General features: G+C 73.8%; 25 protein-coding genes. 11 read left to right on the forward strand and 14 right to left on the reverse strand.

The features are described 5' to 3' along the window. Window positions 1-124: 124 nt before the first annotated feature. The 8 genes from RF644_RS08545 to RF644_RS08580 form a co-directional block, all read right to left on the reverse strand. Entirely contained in the window at window positions 125-385 is a 261-nt protein-coding gene (locus RF644_RS08545; RefSeq protein ID WP_017834341.1) for a type B 50S ribosomal protein L31, read from the reverse strand. Window positions 386-610: 225 nt separating this feature from the next. Continuing rightward, on the reverse strand, window positions 611-1,165 hold the full coding sequence (locus RF644_RS08550) for a hypothetical protein (RefSeq protein ID WP_368796213.1): 555 nt from the start codon (window positions 1,163-1,165) through the stop codon (window positions 611-613). A 183-nt stretch (window positions 1,166-1,348) separates the two neighbouring features. Further along, on the reverse strand, window positions 1,349-2,152 hold the full coding sequence (locus RF644_RS08555; protein ID WP_368796399.1) for a TrmH family RNA methyltransferase: 804 nt from the start codon (window positions 2,150-2,152) through the stop codon (window positions 1,349-1,351). 119 nt (window positions 2,153-2,271) lie between these two features. Next, window positions 2,272-3,144: a sulfite exporter TauE/SafE family protein gene (locus RF644_RS08560; RefSeq protein WP_368796214.1), complete on the reverse strand. Its 873-nt coding sequence runs from the start codon at window positions 3,142-3,144 to the stop codon at window positions 2,272-2,274. Window positions 3,145-3,150: 6 nt separating this feature from the next. Beyond that, window positions 3,151-3,936: an ABC transporter ATP-binding protein gene (locus RF644_RS08565; protein ID WP_368796215.1), complete on the reverse strand. Its 786-nt coding sequence runs from the start codon at window positions 3,934-3,936 to the stop codon at window positions 3,151-3,153. Between the two features lie 60 nt (window positions 3,937-3,996). Beyond that, on the reverse strand, window positions 3,997-4,920 hold the full coding sequence (locus RF644_RS08570; protein ID WP_368796216.1) for an enoyl-CoA hydratase/isomerase family protein: 924 nt from the start codon (window positions 4,918-4,920) through the stop codon (window positions 3,997-3,999). Then, window positions 4,917-6,209, reverse strand: coding sequence for a CaiB/BaiF CoA transferase family protein (locus RF644_RS08575; protein ID WP_368796217.1), 1,293 nt, complete (start codon window positions 6,207-6,209; stop codon window positions 4,917-4,919). Before RF644_RS08575 ends, RF644_RS08570 begins: the two co-directional genes overlap by 4 nt. A 53-nt stretch (window positions 6,210-6,262) precedes the next feature. After that, a complete protein-coding gene (locus tag RF644_RS08580) occupies window positions 6,263-7,645 on the reverse strand; it encodes an SLC13 family permease (RefSeq protein ID WP_368796218.1) in 1,383 nt (460 codons plus the stop codon). Between the two features lie 206 nt (window positions 7,646-7,851). On the opposite strand from RF644_RS08580, the gene RF644_RS08585 reads away from it, so the two are divergent. The 5 genes from RF644_RS08585 (at window position 7,852) to RF644_RS08605 (ending at window position 12,422) form a co-directional block, all read left to right on the forward strand. Beyond that, complete coding sequence (locus RF644_RS08585) at window positions 7,852-8,550, forward strand: FadR/GntR family transcriptional regulator (RefSeq protein ID WP_017834350.1); 699 nt, start codon at window positions 7,852-7,854, stop codon at window positions 8,548-8,550. Window positions 8,551-8,596: 46 nt separating this feature from the next. Beyond that, entirely contained in the window at window positions 8,597-9,526 is a 930-nt protein-coding gene (gene serB, locus RF644_RS08590) for a phosphoserine phosphatase SerB (protein ID WP_017834351.1), read from the forward strand. A gap of 111 nt (window positions 9,527-9,637) precedes the next feature. Next, complete coding sequence (locus RF644_RS08595) at window positions 9,638-11,443, forward strand: ATP-binding protein (protein WP_368796219.1); 1,806 nt, start codon at window positions 9,638-9,640, stop codon at window positions 11,441-11,443. Continuing rightward, window positions 11,440-12,105, forward strand: coding sequence for a response regulator (locus tag RF644_RS08600; RefSeq protein ID WP_017834353.1), 666 nt, complete (start codon window positions 11,440-11,442; stop codon window positions 12,103-12,105). The genes RF644_RS08595 and RF644_RS08600 overlap by 4 nt, the downstream gene beginning before the upstream one ends. A gap of 53 nt (window positions 12,106-12,158) precedes the next feature. After that, on the forward strand, window positions 12,159-12,422 hold the full coding sequence (locus RF644_RS08605; protein WP_368796220.1) for a multiprotein-bridging factor 1 family protein: 264 nt from the start codon (window positions 12,159-12,161) through the stop codon (window positions 12,420-12,422). A gap of 49 nt (window positions 12,423-12,471) precedes the next feature. On the opposite strand, the gene RF644_RS08610 is transcribed toward RF644_RS08605, so the two are convergent. Then, on the reverse strand, window positions 12,472-12,882 hold the full coding sequence (locus tag RF644_RS08610; protein ID WP_368796221.1) for a hypothetical protein: 411 nt from the start codon (window positions 12,880-12,882) through the stop codon (window positions 12,472-12,474). Between the two features lie 111 nt (window positions 12,883-12,993). Between RF644_RS08610 and RF644_RS08615 the strand changes: the two genes are divergently transcribed. Continuing rightward, complete coding sequence (locus tag RF644_RS08615; protein WP_368796222.1) at window positions 12,994-13,752, forward strand: amidohydrolase; 759 nt, start codon at window positions 12,994-12,996, stop codon at window positions 13,750-13,752. Between the two features lie 42 nt (window positions 13,753-13,794). Here the strand turns inward: RF644_RS08615 and RF644_RS08620 are convergent, their stop codons facing one another. Both RF644_RS08620 and RF644_RS08625 read right to left on the reverse strand, forming a co-directional pair. Continuing rightward, the gene (locus RF644_RS08620; protein ID WP_368796223.1) at window positions 13,795-15,219 is read right to left on the reverse strand and encodes an FAD-binding oxidoreductase; all 1,425 of its coding nucleotides are present in this window, start codon (window positions 15,217-15,219) and stop codon (window positions 13,795-13,797) included. A 111-nt stretch (window positions 15,220-15,330) separates the two neighbouring features. Next, the gene (locus tag RF644_RS08625; RefSeq protein ID WP_368796224.1) at window positions 15,331-15,885 is read right to left on the reverse strand and encodes a dihydrofolate reductase family protein; all 555 of its coding nucleotides are present in this window, start codon (window positions 15,883-15,885) and stop codon (window positions 15,331-15,333) included. A gap of 107 nt (window positions 15,886-15,992) precedes the next feature. Here RF644_RS08625 and RF644_RS08630 point away from each other — a divergent pair, with 107 nt between their 5' ends. Next, window positions 15,993-16,409, forward strand: a complete 417-nt coding sequence (locus RF644_RS08630; protein WP_368796225.1) for a VOC family protein — start codon at window positions 15,993-15,995, stop codon at window positions 16,407-16,409. Between the two features lie 37 nt (window positions 16,410-16,446). Beyond that, window positions 16,447-16,839: a VOC family protein gene (locus tag RF644_RS08635; RefSeq protein ID WP_368796226.1), complete on the forward strand. Its 393-nt coding sequence runs from the start codon at window positions 16,447-16,449 to the stop codon at window positions 16,837-16,839. Window positions 16,840-16,856: 17 nt separating this feature from the next. On the opposite strand, the gene RF644_RS08640 is transcribed toward RF644_RS08635, so the two are convergent. The 3 genes from RF644_RS08640 to RF644_RS08650 form a co-directional block, all read right to left on the reverse strand. After that, a complete protein-coding gene (locus RF644_RS08640; protein ID WP_368796227.1) occupies window positions 16,857-17,366 on the reverse strand; it encodes an SRPBCC family protein in 510 nt (169 codons plus the stop codon). A 210-nt stretch (window positions 17,367-17,576) separates the two neighbouring features. Further along, on the reverse strand, window positions 17,577-18,335 hold the full coding sequence (locus RF644_RS08645; RefSeq protein WP_095651521.1) for an SDR family oxidoreductase: 759 nt from the start codon (window positions 18,333-18,335) through the stop codon (window positions 17,577-17,579). 45 nt (window positions 18,336-18,380) lie between these two features. Continuing rightward, window positions 18,381-19,109, reverse strand: a complete 729-nt coding sequence (locus RF644_RS08650) for a beta-ketoacyl-ACP reductase (RefSeq protein WP_368796228.1) — start codon at window positions 19,107-19,109, stop codon at window positions 18,381-18,383. A 176-nt stretch (window positions 19,110-19,285) separates the two neighbouring features. On the opposite strand from RF644_RS08650, the gene RF644_RS08655 reads away from it, so the two are divergent. Genes RF644_RS08655 through RF644_RS08665 form a run of 3 tightly spaced genes read left to right on the forward strand, consistent with a single transcriptional unit; the run spans window position 19,286 to window position 21,096 of the window. After that, a complete protein-coding gene (locus RF644_RS08655; protein WP_368796229.1) occupies window positions 19,286-19,780 on the forward strand; it encodes a DUF3099 domain-containing protein in 495 nt (164 codons plus the stop codon). A 54-nt stretch (window positions 19,781-19,834) separates the two neighbouring features. Beyond that, window positions 19,835-20,113: a hypothetical protein gene (locus RF644_RS08660; protein WP_144836087.1), complete on the forward strand. Its 279-nt coding sequence runs from the start codon at window positions 19,835-19,837 to the stop codon at window positions 20,111-20,113. Then, on the forward strand, window positions 20,110-21,096 hold the full coding sequence (locus RF644_RS08665) for an SURF1 family protein (protein WP_368796230.1): 987 nt from the start codon (window positions 20,110-20,112) through the stop codon (window positions 21,094-21,096). The genes RF644_RS08660 and RF644_RS08665 overlap by 4 nt, the downstream gene beginning before the upstream one ends. Window positions 21,097-21,101: the final 5 nt, after the last annotated feature.

Consider the following 21,101-nt stretch of genomic DNA (forward strand, 5'->3'; position numbering starts at 1 on the left):
TCCCTCGTCCGTGCCGGTGGTCCCGGGTCAGCCTACGCCGGGGACCGCGGGCACGGCGCAGGCCCGGACCGGTGCGGTCCGGGCCTGCGGGCGATCGTGCGGGGCCCCGCGAGCGGGACGGAGATCAGCTGCTGGACTTGCCGAAGTTCTTGAAGCGGGCGTTGAAGCGCTCCACGCGGCCGGCGGAGTCCATGATGCGCTGCTTGCCGGTGTAGAACGGGTGGGACTCCGAGGAGATCTCGACCTCGATGATCGGGTACTCGTTGCCGTCCTCCCACGTCTCGGTCTTCTTCGAGGTGGCGGTGGAACGGGTCAGGATCGTCTTGCCGGAGGCCAGGTCGCGGAAGAGGACCGGGTGGTAGTCCGGGTGGATGTCAGTCTTCATGGGGTTCAAACCTTTGTCGTCGGTGCCTGGATTTTGCCAGCCACGGTTTCGCTCGGTGGGCGGTGCGCCGTCGTCGTCCGTCCGCGCGGTCCGGGAAGGGCGGGGGCATCGGGCACCAGCGGTCCAGCGTACCGGATCGCCGGTGGAAATTCACCCGCCGTCCCGCGGCGCGCGGGGCCCGGTGCGTGTCGTTCCCCCGCGCCGCTGCCCCGGGCCGCGGGCGCCTCACCACCGGTGGGCGACGTCCACGACGAGCCGGGACCCCCGGCCCGGCCCGTCGAGGACGAACACCCGGAACGGCAGCCGGGCGCGCACGCCGAGTCCGACCGAGGTGCGGGCCTCGTAGCTGCCGCCCCACGCGACCTGGCGGAACGTGCGGTAGCCGGCGACGTCCACGAGCTCCCGCCGGTCGTCGAACTCGTAGGTGGGCCTGCCCCTGCCGTCGTAGGCGGGGGCGTTGGCCGTGATCACCAGGTCGGTCCCCCGCAGGGGGATGGGGTCGCCGGAGCCGATGCCCGTGAAGCGGGCGTAGCGCACGTCGTAGCCCCGCAGCCTGCCGTCGAGGTCGATCACCATCCGGTCGAAGCAGGGGTGCTGCCCCGCCCGGACGTCCGTGACGTGGGGGTAGCGGGGCGTGGTCGCCTCACCGCTGCGGGCCTTGGCCCCCGATCCCCACGTGATGCCGCAGTACGGGGCCGCGGCGTTCGCGCTGCCGGGGACGATGAGCCCCAGCCCCATGGCCAGCACCACTGCCGCCAGCCACGAGATCACCTTCTTCATGACACACCCGATCGTTCCTCTGCGCCCGGCCGCCGGCTGGTGCCGCGGTTGGAAGGACCGGGCCTCGCAGACCCCTCCAGGATAGTCTTCGCACTTGCCAACGGCACTGGTCGCACCGTGATCGACGCCCGAACCGTGACCTGTGGCCGGGGGCGGCGGGCCCGTGGCCGCGCGCCCGGAGGGCTACCGGCCGGGCCGGGTCTCCCAGAAGGCCACGGCGGAGGCCGCGGCGACGTTGAGGGAGTCCACGCCGTGGGACATCGGGATCCGCACGGTGAGGTCCGCGTGGTGGACGGTGGCGGCGCTCAGCCCGTCCCCCTCGGTGCCGAGGACCAGGGCGAGCCGCTCGTCGCGGCGCGCCGACAGCTCCTGGAGGGTGATCGAGTCGTCGCTCAGGGCGAGCGCCGCCGTGGTGAAGCCCGCGTCCTTGATCCGCTGCAGGTCGGCCGTCCAGTGCTGCAGCCGGGTCCACGGGACCTGGAACACGGTGCCCATGGAGACCCGGATGGAGCGCCGGTACAGGGGGTCGGCGCAGCGCGGGGTGACGAGCACGGCGTCGACGTCCAGCGCGGCGGCGGAGCGGAAGATCGCCCCCACGTTGGTGTGGTCGACGATGTCCTCGAGGACCGCCACCCGGTGCGACGACGCCAGGAGCCGCTCCAGCTCCACCGGCTCCGGGCGCTGCATGGCCGCGATCGCGCCGCGGTGCAGGTGGAAGCCGGTGATCTGCTCGAGCACCTCGTCCGGGCCGACGTACAGGGGCACGTCCGGGTGCTGGGCGAGGACGTCCGCGAGGTCCTCCAGCCACTTCTCCGCCATGAAGAAGGACCGGGGGGTGTGCCCGGCCGCGAGCGCCCGGCGGAGCACCTTGGAGGACTCGGCGATGTACATGCCGCGCTCGGGCTCGAGCTTGCGCCGCAGCCTGACGTCGGTCAGGCGGGCGTAGTCGGCCACCCGGGGGTCGTCGGCGCTGTCGAGGCGGATCATCTGGGAGAGGTCGGTCACGGGGGTCTCTTCGGGGTCGGGGTTCGTGGCGGGCGGGGTCGGGGCCGCGGACAGGGTCCGCCCCGAATGGTAGCCGGAGCCCGTCCGGCGCCCGGCCGGTCTCAGAGCAGCTGGGACACGAGGCTCACGAGGGCCACGACGCCGAGCACCACGATCACGGTGCGCAGCAGGACCGGGGAGAGCCGGCGGCCGATCTTGGCCCCCGCCCAGGCGCCCACCGTGGAGCTGAGGGCGATGAGCAGCACCACCCACCAGTTGATCCGGTCGAACGCGAAGAGGATGTAGGACACGGCGGCGACGATGTTCACCGCCGCCACCAGCACCACCTTGACGGCGTTGGCGGCCTGCAGCGAGGCGAGCAGGAACACGCCCAGGATGCCGAGCAGCAGCACACCCTGGGCGGCCACGAAGTACCCGCCGTAGATCCCGGCCAGGAACACCAGGACGTACAGGGACGCGGGCTGCGGGGCCCGGTCCGGGTCGAGGGTGCGGGGGGCCTCCCCCCGGGCCCGGGCCGCCGCGGCGGCGGCCTCGGCCTGCTCGTCCTTGCGCCGGCGCACCAGTGCCTGGAGCCGCGGCTGGAAGACCACGAACAGGAGGGCGACGACGATCAGCCCCGGCGCGGCGTAGCCGAAGACCTCCTCGGGCAGGTGCAGCAGCAGCCACGCGCCGATCACCCCGCCCAGCGCGGAGCAGGGGATGAGCTTGAGCAGGGTCCGTTCCACGCCCGCGAGCTCGTGGCGGTAGTTCCAGGCGCCGGTGAGGTTGCCGGCGATCAGGCCCATCGCGTTGGACATGGACGCGGTCACGGGCGGGACGCCCATGGTCACGAGCACGGGGAAGGTGACGAGGGTGCCCGAGCCGACGATGGTGTTGATCAGTCCGGCGGCGACGCCGGCGAGCAGGATGAGGGCGGCCTGCCACCACTCGAACGGGAAGTCGGCGGCGAGGGCTGCGAGCGTGTCGGGCACCACGTCGGGTCAGGACCGGCCGAACGCGGCGAAGCGGTTGCCGACCTTCACCAGCTTCAGCGGGAGGCCGAAGGTCTCGGAGAGGTTCTTCTGCGTCATGACCGTGCGGACGGGGCCCGCGGCCACGACACGGCCCTCGCGCAGCAGCAGCGCGTGGGTGAAGGCGTCGGGCACCTCTTCGAGGTGGTGGGTGACCATGACGATCGCCGGGGACGCCCCGTCGCGGGCCAGCTCGTCCAGCCGGGCCACCAGGTCCTCCCGGCCGCCCACGTCCAGGCCGGCGGCGGGCTCGTCGAGCAGCAGCAGCTCGGGGTCGGTCATCAGGGCGCGGGCGATCAGGACGCGCTTGCGCTCCCCCTCCGAGAGCGAGCCGAAGCGGCGCTCCGCCAGGTGCTCGATCCCCCACGCGGCCATGAGCTCCTGCGCCTGGGCCTCGTCGGCGTCGTCGTAGCTCTCGATCCACCGGCCCGTCACCCCGTACGCGGCGGTGACCACGCAGTTGCGCACGGACTCGGCGTCGGGGATCTGGGTGGCGAGCACGGCGGAGGTCAGCCCGATGCGGGGGCGCAGCTCGAACACGTCCACCGCGCCGAGGATCTCGTCCAGGATGTCGACCATGCCCCGGGAGGGGTGCAGGCGGGCGGCCGCGATGGACAGCAGGGTGGTCTTGCCGGCGCCGTTGGGGCCGAGGATGACCCAGCGCTCGCCGTCGTTGACGACCCAGTCCACGGAATCCAGCAGGGTCTTCTGTCCGCGGACCACGCTGACGTCCACCATCTCCACCACAGCACTCATACCCGCCACTCTAGGACACGCGGAGCACCGCACCGGCGTGCCGGTGCGGTGCGCACCGCGTCAGGGACGGGCGGAGCGGCGCGGCCACCGCCCACGGATGATCGACGCGCGGTGCTCCCGGCCCTTCCCGGCGGCGCCGGAGCGGGCGGCCCAGAAGTCCTCCCCGGCCCAGCGGAAGCGAGGCGTCTCCTTGGCCAGGAACGCCCGCTGCCCGATGCGGGCGTCGGGTCCGTCGAGGACCTCCCGGAACAGGGCCTCGGAGATCTCGTCGGCGCCGAGCCCGGCCGCCTCGCCCTCGTAGGTGGAGGGGAGCCCGATCAGGTGCTTGTGGGCCTGCACGGAGAGCTGGGACCGCCCCGCCAGATCCGTGACCAGCTGCTCCAGGGCCGTCTCGAAGCCGGCGTCCTCCACCACGCGGGTGAGCATGCCCCACCGCTCGGCGTCGGCGGCGGTGACGGTGTCGCCGGTGAGCAGCAGGTAGGAGGCCGTGCCGCGGCCCACCAGGCGGACCAGGCGCTGGATCCCGGAGGCCGGGAACACGATGCCGATGCGGGCCGGGGTCAGTCCGATGCGCAGGGAGGCCGTGGCGATGCGCAGGTCGCAGGCGCCGGCCAGCATCCAGGCCCCGCCCATGCAGTACCCCTCCAGGGCCGCCACGGTGGGCTTGTGCACCGCGGCCAGGGCCGCCTCGGCCTCGGTGAGCAGCCCGCCGCGGGGCAGCCCGGTGCCGGGCTCCCCCAGGCACTCGAACACCTCGGCGATGTCGGCCCCGGCGGAGAACACCCCGCCCGCCCCGCGCACCCCGATCACCCGCACGCCGGGGTCGGCGTCCAGCTTCTCCAGCACGCCCGGCAGGGCCGCCCACATCGCCGGGGACAGGGCGTTGCGCCGGTCGGGGCGGTCGAGGACCACCCAGGCCACGGGGCCTTCCCGCCGGACCTCCAGGGCGCCGGTGGACATCTCGGGGAGGGGCTGAGCGGTCATCGGAGGGCCTCCGTCTTCGGGTCGGTGGTGTTCCCGGTGGGGCCGGCCCCGGCCGCGGTGCCCGCGAGCCAGTCGCGGACGGAGGCACCGTGCTGGTCGAGCACGGGCGGGGCGGCGTGGTCCCGCCGTGTCGTCTCGTCCGTGTCGCCGGGGGCGAAGAACCGCACCGCGGGTCCGGGCAGCTCGACGGGGCCGAGGACCTCGTGGTCGACGCCCACGACCAGCCCCTGCGAGCGCACCTGTTCCCAGGCGTAGACCTCGTCCAGGGTCCGGACCTTCCCGGCCGGGATGCCGATCCCGGCCAGCAGCTCCAGCAGCTCCTCGGGACCGTGCGCGGCGAAGGCCTCCTCGACGGCGGCGATCACGGCCGGGCGGTTGCGGACGCGGTCGGCGTTGGTCGCGAACTCCGGCCGGTCGGGGTCGATCCCGAAGGCCCCGGCGAAGGTGCGCCACAGCTTCTCGCTGCCCACGCTGATCTGCACCTTCCCGCCGCGGCAGGCGAACAGGCCGTAGGGCGCGATGGAGGGGTGGTGGTTGCCCTGGGCCCGCGGCACCTCGTGGGCCACGGTGGCGCGGGTGCCCTGGAAGGCGTGCACCCCGACCACCGAGGACAGCAGCGAGGTGCGCACGACCTTCCCCGCCCCCGTGCGCTCGCGCTCGTAGAGGGCGGCCAGCACGCCGTAGGCGCCGTTCATCCCGGCCAGCAGGTCGGCGATGGGCACGCCCACCCGCTGGGGGTCGTCCGGGCCGGAACCGGTGAGCGACATGAGGCCGGCCTCGCCCTGGACGATCTGGTCGTAGCCGGAGCGCCGGGACTCCGGACCGTCGTGGCCGAAGCCGGTGATGGAGAGCACCACCAGGCGGGGGTTCAGACGGTGCAGCTCCTCGACGGAGAAGCCGAGCCGGTCCAGCACCCCGGGCCGGAAGTTCTCCACCAGGACATCGGCGCGCTCCACGAGCGCCCGGAGCACCTGCCCGCCGTCCTCGGACTTGAGGTCCAGGGCCACGGACTCCTTGTTGCGGTTGCAGGACAGGAAGTACGTGGCCTGCGGGTCGTCCTCGGGTCCCACGAAGGGCGGGCCCCACCCGCGGGTGTCGTCGCCCGTGCCGGGGCTCTCGATCTTGACGACCCGCGCGCCCAGGTCGGCGAGCATCATGGCCGCGTGCGGGCCGGCGAGGGCCCGGGACAGGTCCACGACGAGGGTGCCGGCCAGGGGGCCGCCGGACGGCGAGGGCTCCTGGGGGGCGGTGCGGGGCGGGGTGCCGGTGGCGGGCTGGATGTCGGTCATGGCGGGTTCCTCCGGGATCGGGTCGGTGGGCATCGGCGGGGCGGGGCGGCGGGCTACAGCCAGCCGGGGGCGACCATCACGGCCCAGACCAGCAGCGGGCCGATGACGACGACGCCGGTGGCGTAGACGAGGATCTTCTTGTAGAAGACGTCGCGGTCCACGTCGGCGGGGGCGTTGGCCAGCACGAGCGCCCCGTTGGTGGAGAACGGGGAGACGTCGACGATGGTCGAGGCCACGGCCAGGGCGCAGATCAGCCCGGTGGCCCCGACCTCGCCCGCGAGCAGGAAGGGCACGGCCAGGGGGATGAGCGCCGCGAGGATGGCGGTCGAGGAGGCGAAGGCGGAGACGACCGCGCCGATGTAGCAGATCAGCAGCGCCGCCAGCAGCGGCATCCCCAGGCCGGCCACGCCGTTGGAGACGTACTCGATGGTGCCCGCCTCCTGCAGCACGCCGACGAAGGTGAGCATGCCGCCGAGCAGGAGCACGGTGGACCAGTCGATCTTGTTGACCGCGCCCTTCTGCGCCTTCGGGGAGACCAGGGCCAGGACGACGGCGACGGTGATGGCCACGAAGCCCACGTCCACGCCGAAGCCCAGGGCGACGACGGCCAGCACGACCAGGCCCAGGATGGTGGCGGCCTGCGGGAGCAGTCCGTCCCTGCCCTCGCGCCGGACCGGGGGCCCGGAGGATCCGGCCGGGTCACGGGGACCGTACATGCCCGAGCCGAAGCCCTTGAAGTCCACGTCCCGGTCCCCGGCGTGCCCGGCGGCGACCCGGCTGCGGGACAGGCGGGCCTCGGAGGCCCGCTCCACGAAGTCCTCGGCGCGGGCGGAGACGAGGCCGCGCCCGCCGAGGGTCACGAACAGGCCCACGGCGATCAGCAGGTTGAAGACCAGGCTGGAGAGGAACACCGCGGTGGGGCTGACGTCCAGGCCGGCCCCGGCGACGATGCCGTTGACGGTCACTCCGTAGACGGAGATCGGCGAGAAGCCGCCGCCCTGGGCGCCGTGGATGACCATCATGCCCATCATCAGGGGATTGATCTTGTACTTGGCGGCGAAGCTCAGCGCGATCGGGGCGATGATCGCCACGGCGGCCGGGGACAGGGCGCCCACGGCGGTGATCACGGCGGTGATGAAGAACATGATCCACGGGATCAGCGCGACCCGGCTGCCCACCAGTTTCACCGCTGCCTGCACGAGCAGGTCCACGGTGCCGTTCTTCTGGGCGATGGCGAACAGATAGGTCACCCCCACGATGGTGAGGAACAGCCCGCCGGGGAACGCCTCGAGGATCTGGTCGGTGTCCATCCCGAGGACGAACACCCCCAGCACGAACGCGCCCACGAAGGCCAGCGCCCCCATGTTGACGGGCAGGACGGTGGCCACGACGAACATCGCGGCCAGGATGATGATGGAGAGCACTTCTGGGCCCATGGGTCTTCCTTCGGACGAGGACGGTCCCGCCGGTGAGGGTGGAGCTCCTGCGGGAACAGTGGTGTGGATCACACCGCCAGTTTTGGACTAGCCAATAGGACACTAGGGGTCCTTGTCAATGGTTGGGCTAGCATAGGGGCCAGACGCCACTGGGTGGTGCCGCGCCGCCGGGACGCCCCGGCGGCGTGCGACCGGGGAGGACGGACATGGCAGGGCCCAACAGGATCGACCGGGTGGAACGCCCTCGGCTCTACGAGCAGGTGGTGGAGCGGCTGCTGGACCACGTCATCCAGGACCGGCTCGAGACCGGGGACCGGCTCCCCCCGGAGCGGGACCTCGCCGACAGCCTGGGCGTCTCCCGGGCCACCGTCGCCCAGGCCCTGGTGGCGCTGGAGGTGCTCGGGGTGATCGACGTGCAGCACGGCAGCGGGGCGGTGCTGCGCTACCGGCCCTCCAGCGCCGTGGTGCTGCGGGGACTGCGCGAGCACGCCGATCGGCTGCCGGACATCGTCGACGCCCGCAGCGCCGTGGAGACCAAGATCGCCGCCCTGGCCGCGGCCCGGCGCACCCCCGAGGACCTGTCCGCCATCGAGCACGCCCTGGCGCTCATGGCGCAGGACATCGCCGGGGGCGGCCGCGGGCTGGAGGGCGACGAGCTGTTCCACGCCGCGGTCACCGCCGCCGCCCACTCCTCGGTCCTGGCGCGGATGATGACCGAGATCTCCGGACTCGTGCGGGAGACCCGCATCGAGTCCCTGAGCCAGCAGGGCCGCCCCGAACGGTCCCTGGAGTCCCACCGGACGATCGTGGACGCCATCCGCGACCGGGAGCCCGAGCGGGCGGCCCGCGCGATGGCCGAGCACATCGAACTCGTCTCCGACGTCGCGGTGCTCCGCCCCGAGTGAGGGCCCCGGTCGGCCGTTGCCCGCGCCTGCCGATAAGCTGGCGCACATGACCACCGACCTCGCCGTCATCGCGTTTGCCCAGAATCCGGACCCGGAGGCCCGTGAGCGCATCCTCACCCTCGTGCAGGACGCCGGCGCCGAGGTCGAGCGCTTCTCCACGGTGCGGGTCACCGGCCCCGGTTCGGCCGGGCCGGACTCGGAGGTCCCCGGCTACAACGCCTTCACGGCGCTCGTGCACGGCTCCGACGCGACCGCCCTGCTCGCCGCCCTGCGCCCCGACCCGCTGACCCAGATGCTGCCGGGCGTGGACGTCAACGTGGTGCCGACCACCCTCTTCGACCCCGGGCGCAAGAAGCTGCTCATCATGGACGTCGACTCCACGCTCATCCAGCAGGAGGTGGTGGACATGCTCGCCGCCCACGCGGGGCGCGAGGCCGAGGTCGCCGCTGTGACCCGGGCGGCCATGCTCGGGGAGCTGGACTTCGCCGAGTCCCTGCTCGCGCGCGTCGAGACCCTCGCCGGGCTGCCCGCGTCCGTGCTCGACGAGGTCCTGGCCGCGGTCCGGCTCTCCCCCGGCGCGGACGTGCTCGTCAAGGCCTTCCTGCGGGAGGGGCACGCCGTGGCGGCGGTCTCCGGCGGCTTCCTGGGCGTCCTCACCCCGCTCGCCGAGCAGCTGCGGCTCACCCGGCACGCGGCCAACACCCTCGAGGTCGTCGACGGCACGCTCACCGGCAGGGTGCTCGGCGAGGTCGTGGACCGCACCGTCAAGGAGCGGTGCCTGCGGACCTGGGCCGAGGAGCTCGACGTCGCCCCCGAGGACGTCATCGCCGTGGGCGACGGCGCCAACGACCTCGACATGCTCACGGCCGCCGGGCTCGGCGTGGCCTACAACGCCAAGCCCGCCCTGCGCGCGGCCGCCGACGCCCAGGTCAACCTGCCGAACCTCGACGCGGTCCGGTTCTTCGCCGACCTCTGATCTCCCGCCCCCGCCGGGACCCCGCTCCCGGCGGCCGACCCGGGTCGTAGAGTGGGATGCAGCACGCGCGGCCCTCGAGCACGAGACCGCGCCCGGCCCCGAGGAGAGACAGTGACGGCACCCGGTGCGCCCCGGCAGCGCCCCGGCTTCCTGGCCCGGATGATGCTGCTGCACCTCGCCGTGGTGACCCTCGTCGTCGCCCTGTGCGGGGGCGTCTACGCCTGGCTGACCTACGAGCGGCTGGGCCGCGACGCCGAGGGCCAGGCGCTGTCCATCGCCCGGTCGGTCGCCGCCGACGACGACGTCCGCGCCGGCGTGGCGGAGCTGGTCGACGCCGGTCCCGCGGACCTCGACCCGGAGGTGTTGTCCGGGGGCGCCCTGCAGACCGCCGCGGAGGGGATCCGCGACCGCACGGACTCCCTCTTCGTGGTGATCACCGACGACACCGGGCTGCGGCTCTCCCACCCCAATCCCGAGCAGCTGGGCCTGCCCGTCAGCACGGACCCCACCGAGGCCCTGGCCGGGCGGGAGGTCACGAGCCAGGAGCGCGGCACCCTGGGGCGCTCCGCCCGGGCCAAGGTCCCGGTGTACGCCCCGGGAACGGACGCCGCCGTGGTGGGCGCCGTCAGCGTGGGGATCTCCCGCACGGACATGCTCGCCACCCTGCGGGAGGACATCACCCCCGTGGCCGCCACCGCCGTGGGCGCCCTCGGCCTCGGCGCGGCCGCCTCCGCGGCGATCGCGCGCCGGCTCAAGCGCCTCACCCTCGGCCTGGAGCCCGAGGAGATCGCCACGCTCGCCCAGGACCAGGAGGCGGTGCTGCGCGGGGTCGATGAGGGCGTCATCGGCATCTCCCCCGAGCACCGCATCACCGTGGTCAACGCCGAGGCGGGACGGCTGCTGGGCGTCGCGGAGCCCGCCCGGCTCGTGGGGACCCCGCTGGCCGAGGCGGGCCTGCCGGCGTCCTTCGCGGCGCTGCTCGCCGCGGCGACCCCCGCGTCCCCGGCCGTGGAGCAGGTCGTCGGCCGGCACGTGCTGATCCTCTCCGCCCGCGCCGTCCGCCCCGACCGCCCGGGCCTGCCCCCGCTGGGCTGGGTGGTCCTGATCCGGGACCGCACCGAGCTCCAGTCCCTGACCCGCCAGCTCGACGCCGTCGGCGCCCTCAGCACCGCCCTGCGCGCCCAGCGCCACGAGTTCGCCAACCGCCTGCACACCATCGCGGGGCTGCTCGCGATCGGCGACGCCGAGGAGGCCCGCCGGTACGTGGCCGAGGTGACCGAGACCGGCCCCCTCAGCTACCCCGCCGAGGGGGCACAGCTGCTGCGTGATCCCTACCTGCAGGCCTTCCTGGGGGCCAAGAGCGTCGAGGCCGCCGAGCGCGGCGTGAGCCTGCGCATCGGCGCCGACACCCTCGTCCGCGGCCGCATCACGGACCCGCAGGACGTCACCACCGTGATCGGCAGCCTCGTGGACAACGCCGTCCGCGCCGCGGTCCAGGGCGCGGCGGGAGACCGCTGGGTCGAGGTCGAGCTGCTCGACGACTGGGCCGGCGGGGAGGGCACCCTGCACCTCGTCGTGGCCGACTCCGGCGACGGGCTCCCCGTGGCGGACCCCGAGCCGATCTTCGCCCAGGGCTGGTCCACCGCCGTTCCCTCCGGCGGATCCGGGGACGGGGGCGCACCGCCGTTCGCCGTGCTGCCCGACGTCCACGGCCAGGGCTTCGGCCTGTCCCTGAGCCGGGAGCTGGCCCGCCGGCGCGGCGGGGAGGTGTGGGTGGCCGATCCCGGACGCCCCGGCGGGCCGGGAGCCGTCTTCTGCGCCCGCCTGCCCGGTACCGTGGTCCGCGACCCCGGGCCCGGGCCCGGGGCCGACGTCGGCGGCGAACGGTCCGCCGGCAGATCAGGAGGTGCAGGATGAGCGACGACCTGGTGGTCCTCGTGGTCGACGACGACTTCCACGTGGGACGGCTGCACGCCGGCTTCGTCAACGCCGTGCCGGGCTTCACGGCGCTGACCCCCGTGGGCACCGCCGAGCAGGCGATGCGCACCGTCCACGCCCACCAGCCCGACCTCGTGCTGCTGGACGTCTACCTGCCCGACGCGCTCGGCCTGGACCTGCTGCGGGCCCTCGATGTGGACGTCATCATGCTCACCGCGGCGGCCGACCCGGCCTCCGTGCGGACCGCCGTCCGCCGCGGCGCGCTCGCCTACCTCATCAAGCCGTTCCCGAACGAGCGGCTGGCGCGCACCCTGCGGGCCTACGCCCGGTACCGCCGGCTGCTCACCGACCGGGACGCGCTGACGCAGGAGACCGTGGACCGCGCCCTGCACGCCCTGCACCCGGGCGAGACCGCCTCCCCCGGCGAGCGCACCCGGTCCGCGACGGAGGGCTCGGTCCTGGCGGCCCTGGAGGCCGGGGTGCCCCTCTCGGCCGCGGAGATCGCCCGGAAGGTCGGCATCTCCCGGGCCACCGCCCAGCGCTACCTCTCCGCACTGGCCGAGGACGGGTCGGTCGAGATCCAGCTCCGCTACGGGAGCACGGGCCGCCCGGAGCACCGCTACGGGCCCGCGGCCTCCTGATCCCAGGTTCATGCTCAGGGCCGGTCCCTAGACTGCCCGCCATGGCGAGCAGGGTGCGACCGGAACCACAGGACCAGTGTCTCTCCTGGCCGGACGAGATCTGCGGCGACCCGGTGGCGGAGCGGGCGAGGCTGTTCGCGCTGAATTTGCGGGCGGCCGCGGGGTCCCGGACGCTGCGGGAGCTGGGGGCGCTCACTGGTGTCGACCACACGGCGCTGTCCCGGATCCTGGACGGGCACGTCTGGCCGGACGGGTACACCATCGCCCGCCTCGAGGTGCGGCTGGGGGTCAGCCTGTGGCCTCCCTACGAGGAATGATCCGCACTACCCGGGCACGGCCGCCGCGGCCGGGACGGTCCGGCGCCGGTCAGAGCGCGGTCAGGTCCAACCAGTAGGTGTCGCTCTGCTCGTCGTGGTGCAGCAGCCGCTCCAGCGGCCCGTCGTAGGCGTCCAGGGCGCGGCCCACGAGCTCGCGCACGTCCCGCGCGGCGACCGTGACGGTGCCGCCGAGCTCGTCGTCGGCCGTCTCGCGCACCACCACGACCCGGCCCGGGTCGCCCCAGACGTAGTCGCCTGCCGCGTCGCGCAGGGCGTCGACGAAGAACTCCTGGTCACCGTCGTGACCGAGCACGTCCAGGCGCACCGCGTCGGGGTGGCGGCGCGTCAGCTCGGCGGCCACCAGGCGCAGCAGCTTCCGGGCGTAGCTGCGCCGGGCCCGGTCGAGGGCCTCCTCGGCGGCCTGGAGCACGTGGTCGGGGGTCAGGGCAGTGGTGGTCACAGGCATGCAGTGTATGTGTGCGGAAGCAACGAGGGTGGGCGCCACCCCGGTCGCGCCGCCGGACCGGCCGGCCCCCGCGCACCGCCCCACGGTCTCGGGCAGAATGACCGCATGATCGACGCCCACCTGCACGTGGTCGACCCGCGGTTCCCGCTGGTGCCCAACCAGGGGTACCTGCCGCCGACCTTCACGGTCGGGGACTACCGGCGCAGGGTCCGGGGGCTGGGCGTGGCGGGCGGGGCCGTGGTCAGCGGCTCCTTCCAGGGCCACGCCCAGGAGTGGCTGCGCTCGGCGCTGGCGGAGCTCGGCCCCGGATTCGTCGGCGTGACCCAGCTGCCGCCCACCGTCCCGGACGAGCAGGTGCGCGAGCTCCACGGGGCCGGGGTGCGGGCGGTGCGCTTCACCCTCCGCCGCGGCGCCGACGCGGACCCTGCCGGCATCGAGCGGCTCGCCCGGCGGGTGCACGACCTCGCCGGGTGGCACGCCGAGTTCTACGCGGACGCCGCCGCCCTGGAGCACCTCGCCCCCGTGCTGCGGCGCCTGCCGCGGGCCGGCGTCGACCACCTCGGCATGAGCGCGGCGGGGCTGCCGCGGCTGCTCGAGCTCGTCGAGCGGGGCGTGAAGGTCAAGGCCACGGGCTTCGGGCGCGTCGACCTCGACGTGCCGGACGCCCTGCGCCGGGTCCACGCCGTGGACCCGACCGCCCTGCTCTTCGGCACCGATCTGCCGAGCACCCGGGCGGAGCGCCCGTTCCGGGACGCGGACGTCGCGCTGGTCGCCGAGACCCTGGGCGCCGGCGCCGCGGCGGCCGTGCTGCACGACAATGCCGCGGCCTGGTACGGGCTGCCGCGCCCGGCGGCCGCGCCCTGAGGACCCCGGGCCCGCCGTCCGGGTCTCGCGCCGCGGCAGGAGTCAGCGGGACGCCGTCGGGACGATGTTGTGGTTGCCGCGGAACATGTTCTCCGGATCGAAGCGGTTCTTCAGCTCGACCAGCCGCTCGTGCTTGTCGCGCCCGTAGGCCTGCCGCGCCGCCGCCACCGGGTCTCCGCCGGTCTCCGCCCCCAGGAAGTTGACGTACTGGCCCTGCTCCGCGAAGGGTTTCAGAGCCGCGTGCACCGTCCGGGCGTACGCCGTGAGCCGGACGTCGTCGGCCGGGTCGCGCCAGAAACCGAAGATGTTCACCCAGAACCGCGCGGCGCGGCTGGGCCACGCCGTCGCGTCCTCGGGCACCCGGCCGAAGGCGCCCCGGAGGTAGTGCAGGTTGATGCCGCTGCCCACCCAGGTGATCTCGGAGGCCACGGCCACGAGCGCGGAGACGACCTCCTCGTCCAGGCGGCTGAACGCCACGTTCTTCCAGTAGCCCCGGGAGCCGGTCGGGAAGACCGGGTCCTTCGCCGTCTGCCACACGGTCCAGGGCACCAGGCCCACGGTCTCGAGGTCGGGCGGCGCCGCCGCGCGCAACCGGTCGACGAGCTCGAGGCCGGCTCCGTGCTGCGGCGAGGCCCAGGCGACCCCGACGGTCATGAGCACCTCGGGCCCGAGCCCGTACTCCGGCGGGAGCACCACGAAGGACACGATGGTGTTCATCTCGTCCGGGAGCTCCCGCGTCCAGGCCTCGAAGGCCGCCAGCGCGTGCTCCCACCGCGGGCGGCGGTAGGCGAGGCCGCCCACCAGCACGGGGGACGCCAGCGGGTGGGCCCGGTACCGGAAGGAGGTGACCACGCCGAAGTTCCCGCCCCCGCCGCGCAGTCCCCAGAGGAGCTCGGGGTGCTCGGCCTCGTCGACGTGCAGGTGTTCCCCCGCGGCGGTCACGACCTCCGCGGACACCAGGTTGTCGATGGTCAGGCCGTGGGTGCGGGTCAGCCATCCGATGCCGCCGCCGAGGGTGAGACCGGCGACGCCCGTGCCGCCGACCACCCCGAGCGGAACGGCGAGGCCGTGCGGAGCCGTCGCCCGATCCACGTGGGCGAGGGTGGCCCCCGGCTGGGCGGTCACGAGTCGCGCCGCCGGATCGACGACGACACCGCGCAGACCGCCGAGGTCCAGGACGAGACCGTCGGCGACCGTGCTGTGCCCCGCGATGTTGTGCCCGCCGCCCCGCACGGCCAGCGGCAGTCCGGTTCTCCGGGCGGTCGCCAGGACGAGGTCGGCGTCGGCCACGGAGCCGGCCCGGACGAGGGCGCGCGGACGGACGTCGACCATGCCGTTCCAGACCCGTCGCGCGTCGTCGTAGCCGGGGTCCTGCGGTCCGATCAGGGCGCCGGTGAGATGCCCCGCGAGGTCGCGGAGGACCCGGTCGGTCGCGCGGTCACCGGTGACCGGAGGGTGGGTGCTCATGGCGAGTTCCTGCGACGAGGGGCGCTCGGGCCCCGGTGGAGCGGCGGAGCGGCCGCCGAGGGCGTGGCAGGAAGTGTAGTCCTCGGCCCCCGGCTCGACAACGGAGGGCGGCTACTCCGGCCACACCTGCCGGTCCGGGCCCTGCAGGACGTAGCGCAGCTCCACCGCGCCGCCCTCGAAGTGGGTGGTGCGCTGGAGCCGCAGGTCGCGCGCCGCCGCGGTCGGCAGGACGGGATGTCCTCCGCCCAGCACGATCGGCATGCAGGTCAGCCACAGCTCGTCGAGCAGACCGGCGTCCGCGAACTGGGCCGCGAGCTTCCCGCCGCCCACCACCCACAGGTTCCGCTCGCCCGCGGCCGCGACCAGGGCCTCGGCGTGCAGCGTGACCGGCCCGCTGACGAACGTCAGGTCCGCCCCCGCCGGCCGCGGCAGCTCGCGGTGGGTGAAGACCCAGACCGGCAGGTCCCCGTAGGCCCAGTCCCCCTGGTCGAGGACGAACTCGTACGTGCTCGCGCCCATCGCGAGCGCGCCGACGTCGGCCAGGAACGCGTCGTAGTGCTCCTGGTAGGCCTCGAATCCGTACTGCAGCAGCCAGTCGAGGTGGTTCTCCCGGTCGGCGATGTACCCGTCGGCGCTGGCCGCCACGTAGTACTGCGTTCTGCTCATGCGCACCAGGTTACGCACCCCTCCGGCGGCTTCCCAGGGTTGCTTCCCCCGCGCCGCGGACGGCGTCATGATGGGAGCATCGACCGATCGACGCGGAAGGCCCGGCCATGCCCATGCTGCTCAATCCCTACTTCTCGTTCCGGGACACGGCCGAGGAGGCGATGACCTTCTACCGATCCGTGTTCGGCGGGGAGCTGTCGGTCAGCCGGTTCAGCGAGTACGGGGCCAGCGACGACCCCGCGGAGCAGGACAAGGTGATGCACTCGATGCTCACCACCGGGACCGGCATGGTCCTGATGGCCGCCGACACCCCGAACAGCATGGACCTGACCGTCGGCGACAACGTCTCGGTCTCCGTGAGCGGGGACGACGAGTCCGTGATGCGCGGCTGGTGGGAGGCACTGAGCGCGGGTGGGACCGTCACGATGCCGCTCGAGGAGGCCCCCTGGGGCGGCCTGTTCGGGATGTGCACCGACCGGTTCGGCATCCACTGGATGTTCAGCGTCGGCGACGCCGGCTCCTGACGCGCCCCGCGCCGCCCGACCCGAGAAGGAGCGTCCCATGCGCATCACCCACACCAGCGTCTTCGTCGACGACCAGCAGCAGGCGCTGCTGTTCTACACCGGCAAGCTCGGCTTCATGGTCAAGCACGACGTCCCCGCCGGCGGCGCCCGCTGGCTCACCGTGGTCTCGCCCCAGGCGCCCGAGGGCGTCGAGCTGGTGCTCGAGCCCTCCGAGCACCCCGCCGTGGGACCGTTCAAGGCCGCGCTCGTGGCCGACGGCATCCCGTTCACGAGCTTCGGGGTCAAGGACGTGCGGGCGGAGTACGAGCGGCTGCGCGAGCGCGGCGTGCACTTCGTCCAGGAGCCCACGGTCTCGGGCCCGTACACCACCGCGGTGCTCGACGACACCTGCGGCAACCTCATCCAGATCGCGAGCCCCAACCCCGGGTGAGGCCCGCCCGGCCGGGATCAGTCCCGGGCCCGGAGCTGCTCGGCGAGCGGCCGGTAGTGCCCGGACATCGCGGGGTGGTAGTCCCGGGCGAAGTCGACGGCGTCCGGGTCCCCGCCGGTCTCGGCGGCCACGAGCCGGTCCAGGTAGTACTCCCAGCCGGGCCCCACCGACTCCACCTCGTCGGGGTCCGGGTACCGGTGGGTGAGCCGCAGGACGGTGGCGCCGTCGTCGTCCTGGAGGTCGAGGTCCACGCGCCAGGCGTCGGCCGCCGTGCCCAGGGTGAGCGCCAGGTGCCGGGGCGGGTCGCAGCGGCGGATCAGCAGGGGCTCGGGCTCGTCCAGGTTCTCGACCGTCAGCAGCACCTCGACGCGCCCGGTGGCCGGGTCCCCGCTCCACGCCCCGTACCACCGGGCCAGCCGGGCGGAGTCCGTCACCGCGGCCCAGACCTCCTCGACGGGGGCGCGGAACGTGCGGGTGAGGACGAGGTGACCGCCGGTGTCGAGGCGTCCGGTGGGCTGTGGGGTCATGGTGGCTCCTCGCTCGGCTCCGCACCGCGCGGAGGTGCTCCTGGCCGAGGCGCGATCGGCCTCGTGCCGTGGAGTCCATGATTAGCACCCCCGGAGGGCGGACGGCGTCACATTGCGGACGGTTTCGCGCCGCCGCCGGTCCCGGCGGGGACGGCCGCGGGGCGGTCACCCGGGAGGGTGACCGCCCCGCCGTCGCCGGGAGCCGTGGGCCTAGCGGCGACCGGCCTTCGCCAGGAAGTCGTCGGCGCCGCCGACGAGCTCGACGTGCCCGGTGGGGACGTCCGCGGTGACCATGCGGGCGATCTCCTCGGCGAACTCCTGCACGGAGTAGAGCTTGCCGGCGGCCTCGCGGCGCTCCTCGAGCGCCCCCGGACGGGCCCGGTTGAGCAGGGTCGCGGTCACGGTGCCCTCGATCATGTCGCCGGAGACCACCACGAACGTGATGCCCTTCCCGGTCAGCTCCGGGATGCGGGCGGTGAGGGTGTCCTCACCGGCGCGCTTGGACCTGGCGACCTCCACGTACTCCGGCATGGTCTCGACGTCGTTGATGAAGTGCGCCTGGTGGCTGGTCACGAAGACCACGCGCCCGCCCTCGGGCAGGTGCTCCAGCGCGGCGCTGAGGGTGTCGTTCTGCGCGTCCCGGTTGAGCTTGAGCGCGTAGTCCTCACCGAGGTCCGTCTCCATGCCCCCGGAGGCGTTGAGCACGAGCACGTCCACCCCGCCGAAGGCCTCCACGGCGCGGGCGAACAGGTTGCGGACGTCCTCGGGCTCGGTCATGTCCGCCTGGACGGCGATGGCCTTCCCGCCGGCCGCCTCGATCTCCTTGACGACCTTGTTGGCGCGGGGCGCCTTCTGCCGGTAGTTGACGACCACGTTGGCGCCCTCCCCGGCCAGCAGCTTCGCGGTGTCGGCGCCGACGCCGCGCGAGGACCCGGTGACGACGGCGGTCTTGCCTGCAAGTGAACTCATGGTGCTCCTTCGGTGGAACGTGCGGGGATCAGGGGGCGGCGGGGCTCAGTGGCCCATGCCGAGGCCGCCGTCCACGGGGATGACGGCGCCGGAGATGTACTTCGCCTCGTCGGAGGCGATCCAGCGCACGACGGCGGCGACCTCATCCGGCTCGGCGAACCGGCCGGCCGGGATCGAGGCGAGGTAGTTCTTCTGGGTGTCCTCCGGCAGCGCCGCGGTCATCTCCGTGTTGATGAACCCGGGGGCGACGACGTTGGCGGTCACGTTGCGCCCGCCCAGCTCCCGGGTGATCGACCGGGCGATGCCGACCAGGCCGGCCTTGGACGCGGCGTAGTTGACCTGCCCGGGCGAGCCGTAGAGCCCGACCACGGAGGAGATGAGGACCACGCGCCCGCGCTTGAGGCGCATGAACCCCTTGGCGGCGCGCTGCACCACGCGGAACGCGCCGGTGAGGTTGGTGTCCACGACGTCCTGGAAGTCCTGCTCCTTCATCCGAAGCAGCAGGGTGTCCCGGGTGATCCCGGCGTTGGCCACGACGACCTCGACCGGGCCGAACTCGGCCTCGACGGCCTTGTACGCGGCGTCGATCGACGCGGAGTCGGTGACGTCGGCCTGCACCGCGAAGAAGCCCTCGGGCGCCTCGCCGGAGCGGTAGGTGACGGCCACGTTGTCCCCGGCGTCCTGGAACGCCTGGGCGATGGCCCGTCCGATCCCGCGGTTGCCGCCGGTCACGAGGACGGTGCGGGGGGCCGGGCTGCGCTGCTCGTCTGCCATGGGAAGGGGGCCTTTCGGTCGTGGGTCGCGGGTGCGCGGCACGCCGGTCGGCGCCGGCCCGCGGGGAAATCCCCCCAATCGTACCGGTCGCCGCGGGCGACCGGACGGTAGCCCCGGAGGACCGCCTTCTCGATGTCGGACCCCGGTGAGATACTTGATTGTCTGTTGGGAGGACCATGAGCAAGCGCTATCTCACGACCGGCGAGGCCGCCGGCCAGGACGACGTCCACTCCATCACCGCCACAGCGGAGCCGCACACCCAGGACATGGGCCACCGGATGAAGGTCTACAGCATCCAGATGGGCCTGCGCATCGTGTGCCTCATCGTGTTCGTCGCGGTCGACAACATCTGGGTGCGCGGCGTCGCGATCCTGGGCGTCGCCGTGCTGCCGTGGATGGCGGTGCTGCTGGCCAACAGCAACGACCGCTCTGCTCGGACGAGCCAGTACTACGAGCCGCCCGCCGCGCCGGCGCTGGCCGCCGCCCCCGAGCCGCGGCCGCCGGCCCCGCCCCTGGCGATCGACTTCGTGCTCGAGGGCGAGTTCGTCGCCGGGCACCGCGAGGACGACCCCGCCCCGGACGGCCGCGGGAGCACGACCGCTCCCAGCGGGGACCCGGCTTCCTCCGCTACTGTCGAGGACGACACCACCCGGCGCCGCGGAGCGGCCTGAGCCCGCCGCGGGCCGTACCGGGACCCGCCGAAGACCCTGAGGAGCACGACCGCCGTGGAGTTCGACCTGCTCGGATCGCTGTCCCCGCGAGGCGCCGACGCTCCCCCGGCCGGGCCCGACACCCCGCAGTGCTCACGCAAGGGCTGCCGCGCGGACGCCGCGTGGCAGATCCGCTGGAACAACCCGCGCATCCACGCCCCGGAGCGCCGCAAGACGTGGCTGGCGTGCCCGGAGCACCGCGGCGACCTCGAGCAGTTCCTCGGCGCGCGCGGCTTCTGGAAGGACACCGTCCCCCTCGCCGACGCCGGCCCCGCGCAGGAGGGCCGGGGATGAACGACTACCGTTTCCTGCTCAGCGGCAAGTGGCTCGGCTTCTTCCTCCTCGCCTGCGCCGCCGCCGTGGTCTCGGTGTACCTGGGCGGCTGGCAGATGGACCGCAACGACCACCTGGTCGGCGAGAACGCCAAGATCACGCAGAACTACCGCGCCGAGCCCCTGACCGGGGCGGCCGCCGCCGAGCAGTTCGCCGCCCACGACGAGCGCCTCACCTGGCACCCCGTCGAGCTCACGGGCGAGTACCTGCCCGAGGACCAGGTGCTGGTCCGCAACAGGCCGCAGGACGGACGCGTCGGCTACGAGGTCCTCGTCCCGTTCCGCACGCAGGACGGGGACGTCGTGGTCCTCGACCGCGGCTGGATCCCCACGGGCGAGGCGGCCAACGGGATGCCGGACGAGGTGCCGGCCCCGCCCGCCGGCCAGGTCACGGTCACCGCCCGGCTCCAGCCCGGGGAGCCGGCCGTCAGCCGCGGCGCCCCCGCGGGGCAGATCGCCTCGATCGACCTCGAGGAGCTGCGCGAGCGCTGGGACCGGCCGATCGGGGCGGCGGCCTACGGCGAGGTCTTCGCCGAGGACCCGGCCCCCGCGGCGGCCCCCGCGCCGGCTCCGGAGCCGGAGATCGACTCCGGGCCGCACCTGTCCTACTCGTTGCAGTGGTACGCGTTCGCGGCGCTGTTCTTCGTGGCCTGGGGCTACGCCGCCCGCCAGCAGGCCCGCAACGACGCCTGGGACCGCCAGTTCGCCCAGGAGATGGAGCGCCGGCTCGCACGGTTCTACGACGAGGACGGCAACTACATCGGCGAGGGCGACGAGGAGCTCGTCGTCCGCCAGCTCGAGATGGCCGACGACATGCCGGCCCACCTGAGGTCGCTCATGCGGCCCCGGCCGCAGCGCCGGCGCTCCGGCCCCACGTGGGAGGACGAGGAGGACGCGATGCTGGACGCCCTGGAGCGCGAGCGCACCTCCGCCGCCCGCGACTGACGTCG

It is taken from the genome of Kocuria sp. CPCC 205258 (genome assembly GCF_040981005.1).
Classification (GTDB): Bacteria; Actinomycetota; Actinomycetes; order Actinomycetales; family Micrococcaceae; genus Kocuria; species Kocuria rosea.

Excerpts from the sequence above, each read along its gene's own strand:
- RF644_RS08545 (WP_017834341.1), bottom strand. The coding sequence starts at position 385 with ATGAAGACTGACATCCACCCGGACTACCACCCGGTCCTCTTCCGCGAC.
- RF644_RS08550 (WP_368796213.1), bottom strand. The coding sequence starts at position 1,165 with ATGAAGAAGGTGATCTCGTGGCTGGCGGCAGTGGTGCTGGCCATGGGG.
- RF644_RS08555 (WP_368796399.1), bottom strand. The coding sequence starts at position 2,152 with ATGATCCGCCTCGACAGCGCCGACGACCCCCGGGTGGCCGACTACGCC.
- RF644_RS08565 (WP_368796215.1), bottom strand. The coding sequence starts at position 3,936 with ATGAGTGCTGTGGTGGAGATGGTGGACGTCAGCGTGGTCCGCGGACAG.
- RF644_RS08570 (WP_368796216.1), bottom strand. The coding sequence starts at position 4,920 with ATGACCGCTCAGCCCCTCCCCGAGATGTCCACCGGCGCCCTGGAGGTC.
- RF644_RS08575 (WP_368796217.1), bottom strand. The coding sequence starts at position 6,209 with ATGACCGACATCCAGCCCGCCACCGGCACCCCGCCCCGCACCGCCCCC.
- RF644_RS08580 (WP_368796218.1), bottom strand. The coding sequence starts at position 7,645 with ATGGGCCCAGAAGTGCTCTCCATCATCATCCTGGCCGCGATGTTCGTC.
- RF644_RS08585 (WP_017834350.1), top strand. The coding sequence starts at position 7,852 with ATGGCAGGGCCCAACAGGATCGACCGGGTGGAACGCCCTCGGCTCTAC.
- serB (WP_017834351.1), top strand. The coding sequence starts at position 8,597 with ATGACCACCGACCTCGCCGTCATCGCGTTTGCCCAGAATCCGGACCCG.
- RF644_RS08600 (WP_017834353.1), top strand. The coding sequence starts at position 11,440 with ATGAGCGACGACCTGGTGGTCCTCGTGGTCGACGACGACTTCCACGTG.
- RF644_RS08615 (WP_368796222.1), top strand. The coding sequence starts at position 12,994 with ATGATCGACGCCCACCTGCACGTGGTCGACCCGCGGTTCCCGCTGGTG.
- RF644_RS08620 (WP_368796223.1), bottom strand. The coding sequence starts at position 15,219 with ATGAGCACCCACCCTCCGGTCACCGGTGACCGCGCGACCGACCGGGTC.
- RF644_RS08625 (WP_368796224.1), bottom strand. The coding sequence starts at position 15,885 with ATGAGCAGAACGCAGTACTACGTGGCGGCCAGCGCCGACGGGTACATC.
- RF644_RS08630 (WP_368796225.1), top strand. The coding sequence starts at position 15,993 with ATGCCCATGCTGCTCAATCCCTACTTCTCGTTCCGGGACACGGCCGAG.
- RF644_RS08635 (WP_368796226.1), top strand. The coding sequence starts at position 16,447 with ATGCGCATCACCCACACCAGCGTCTTCGTCGACGACCAGCAGCAGGCG.
- RF644_RS08640 (WP_368796227.1), bottom strand. The coding sequence starts at position 17,366 with ATGACCCCACAGCCCACCGGACGCCTCGACACCGGCGGTCACCTCGTC.
- RF644_RS08645 (WP_095651521.1), bottom strand. The coding sequence starts at position 18,335 with ATGAGTTCACTTGCAGGCAAGACCGCCGTCGTCACCGGGTCCTCGCGC.
- RF644_RS08650 (WP_368796228.1), bottom strand. The coding sequence starts at position 19,109 with ATGGCAGACGAGCAGCGCAGCCCGGCCCCCCGCACCGTCCTCGTGACC.
- RF644_RS08655 (WP_368796229.1), top strand. The coding sequence starts at position 19,286 with ATGAGCAAGCGCTATCTCACGACCGGCGAGGCCGCCGGCCAGGACGAC.
- RF644_RS08665 (WP_368796230.1), top strand. The coding sequence starts at position 20,110 with ATGAACGACTACCGTTTCCTGCTCAGCGGCAAGTGGCTCGGCTTCTTC.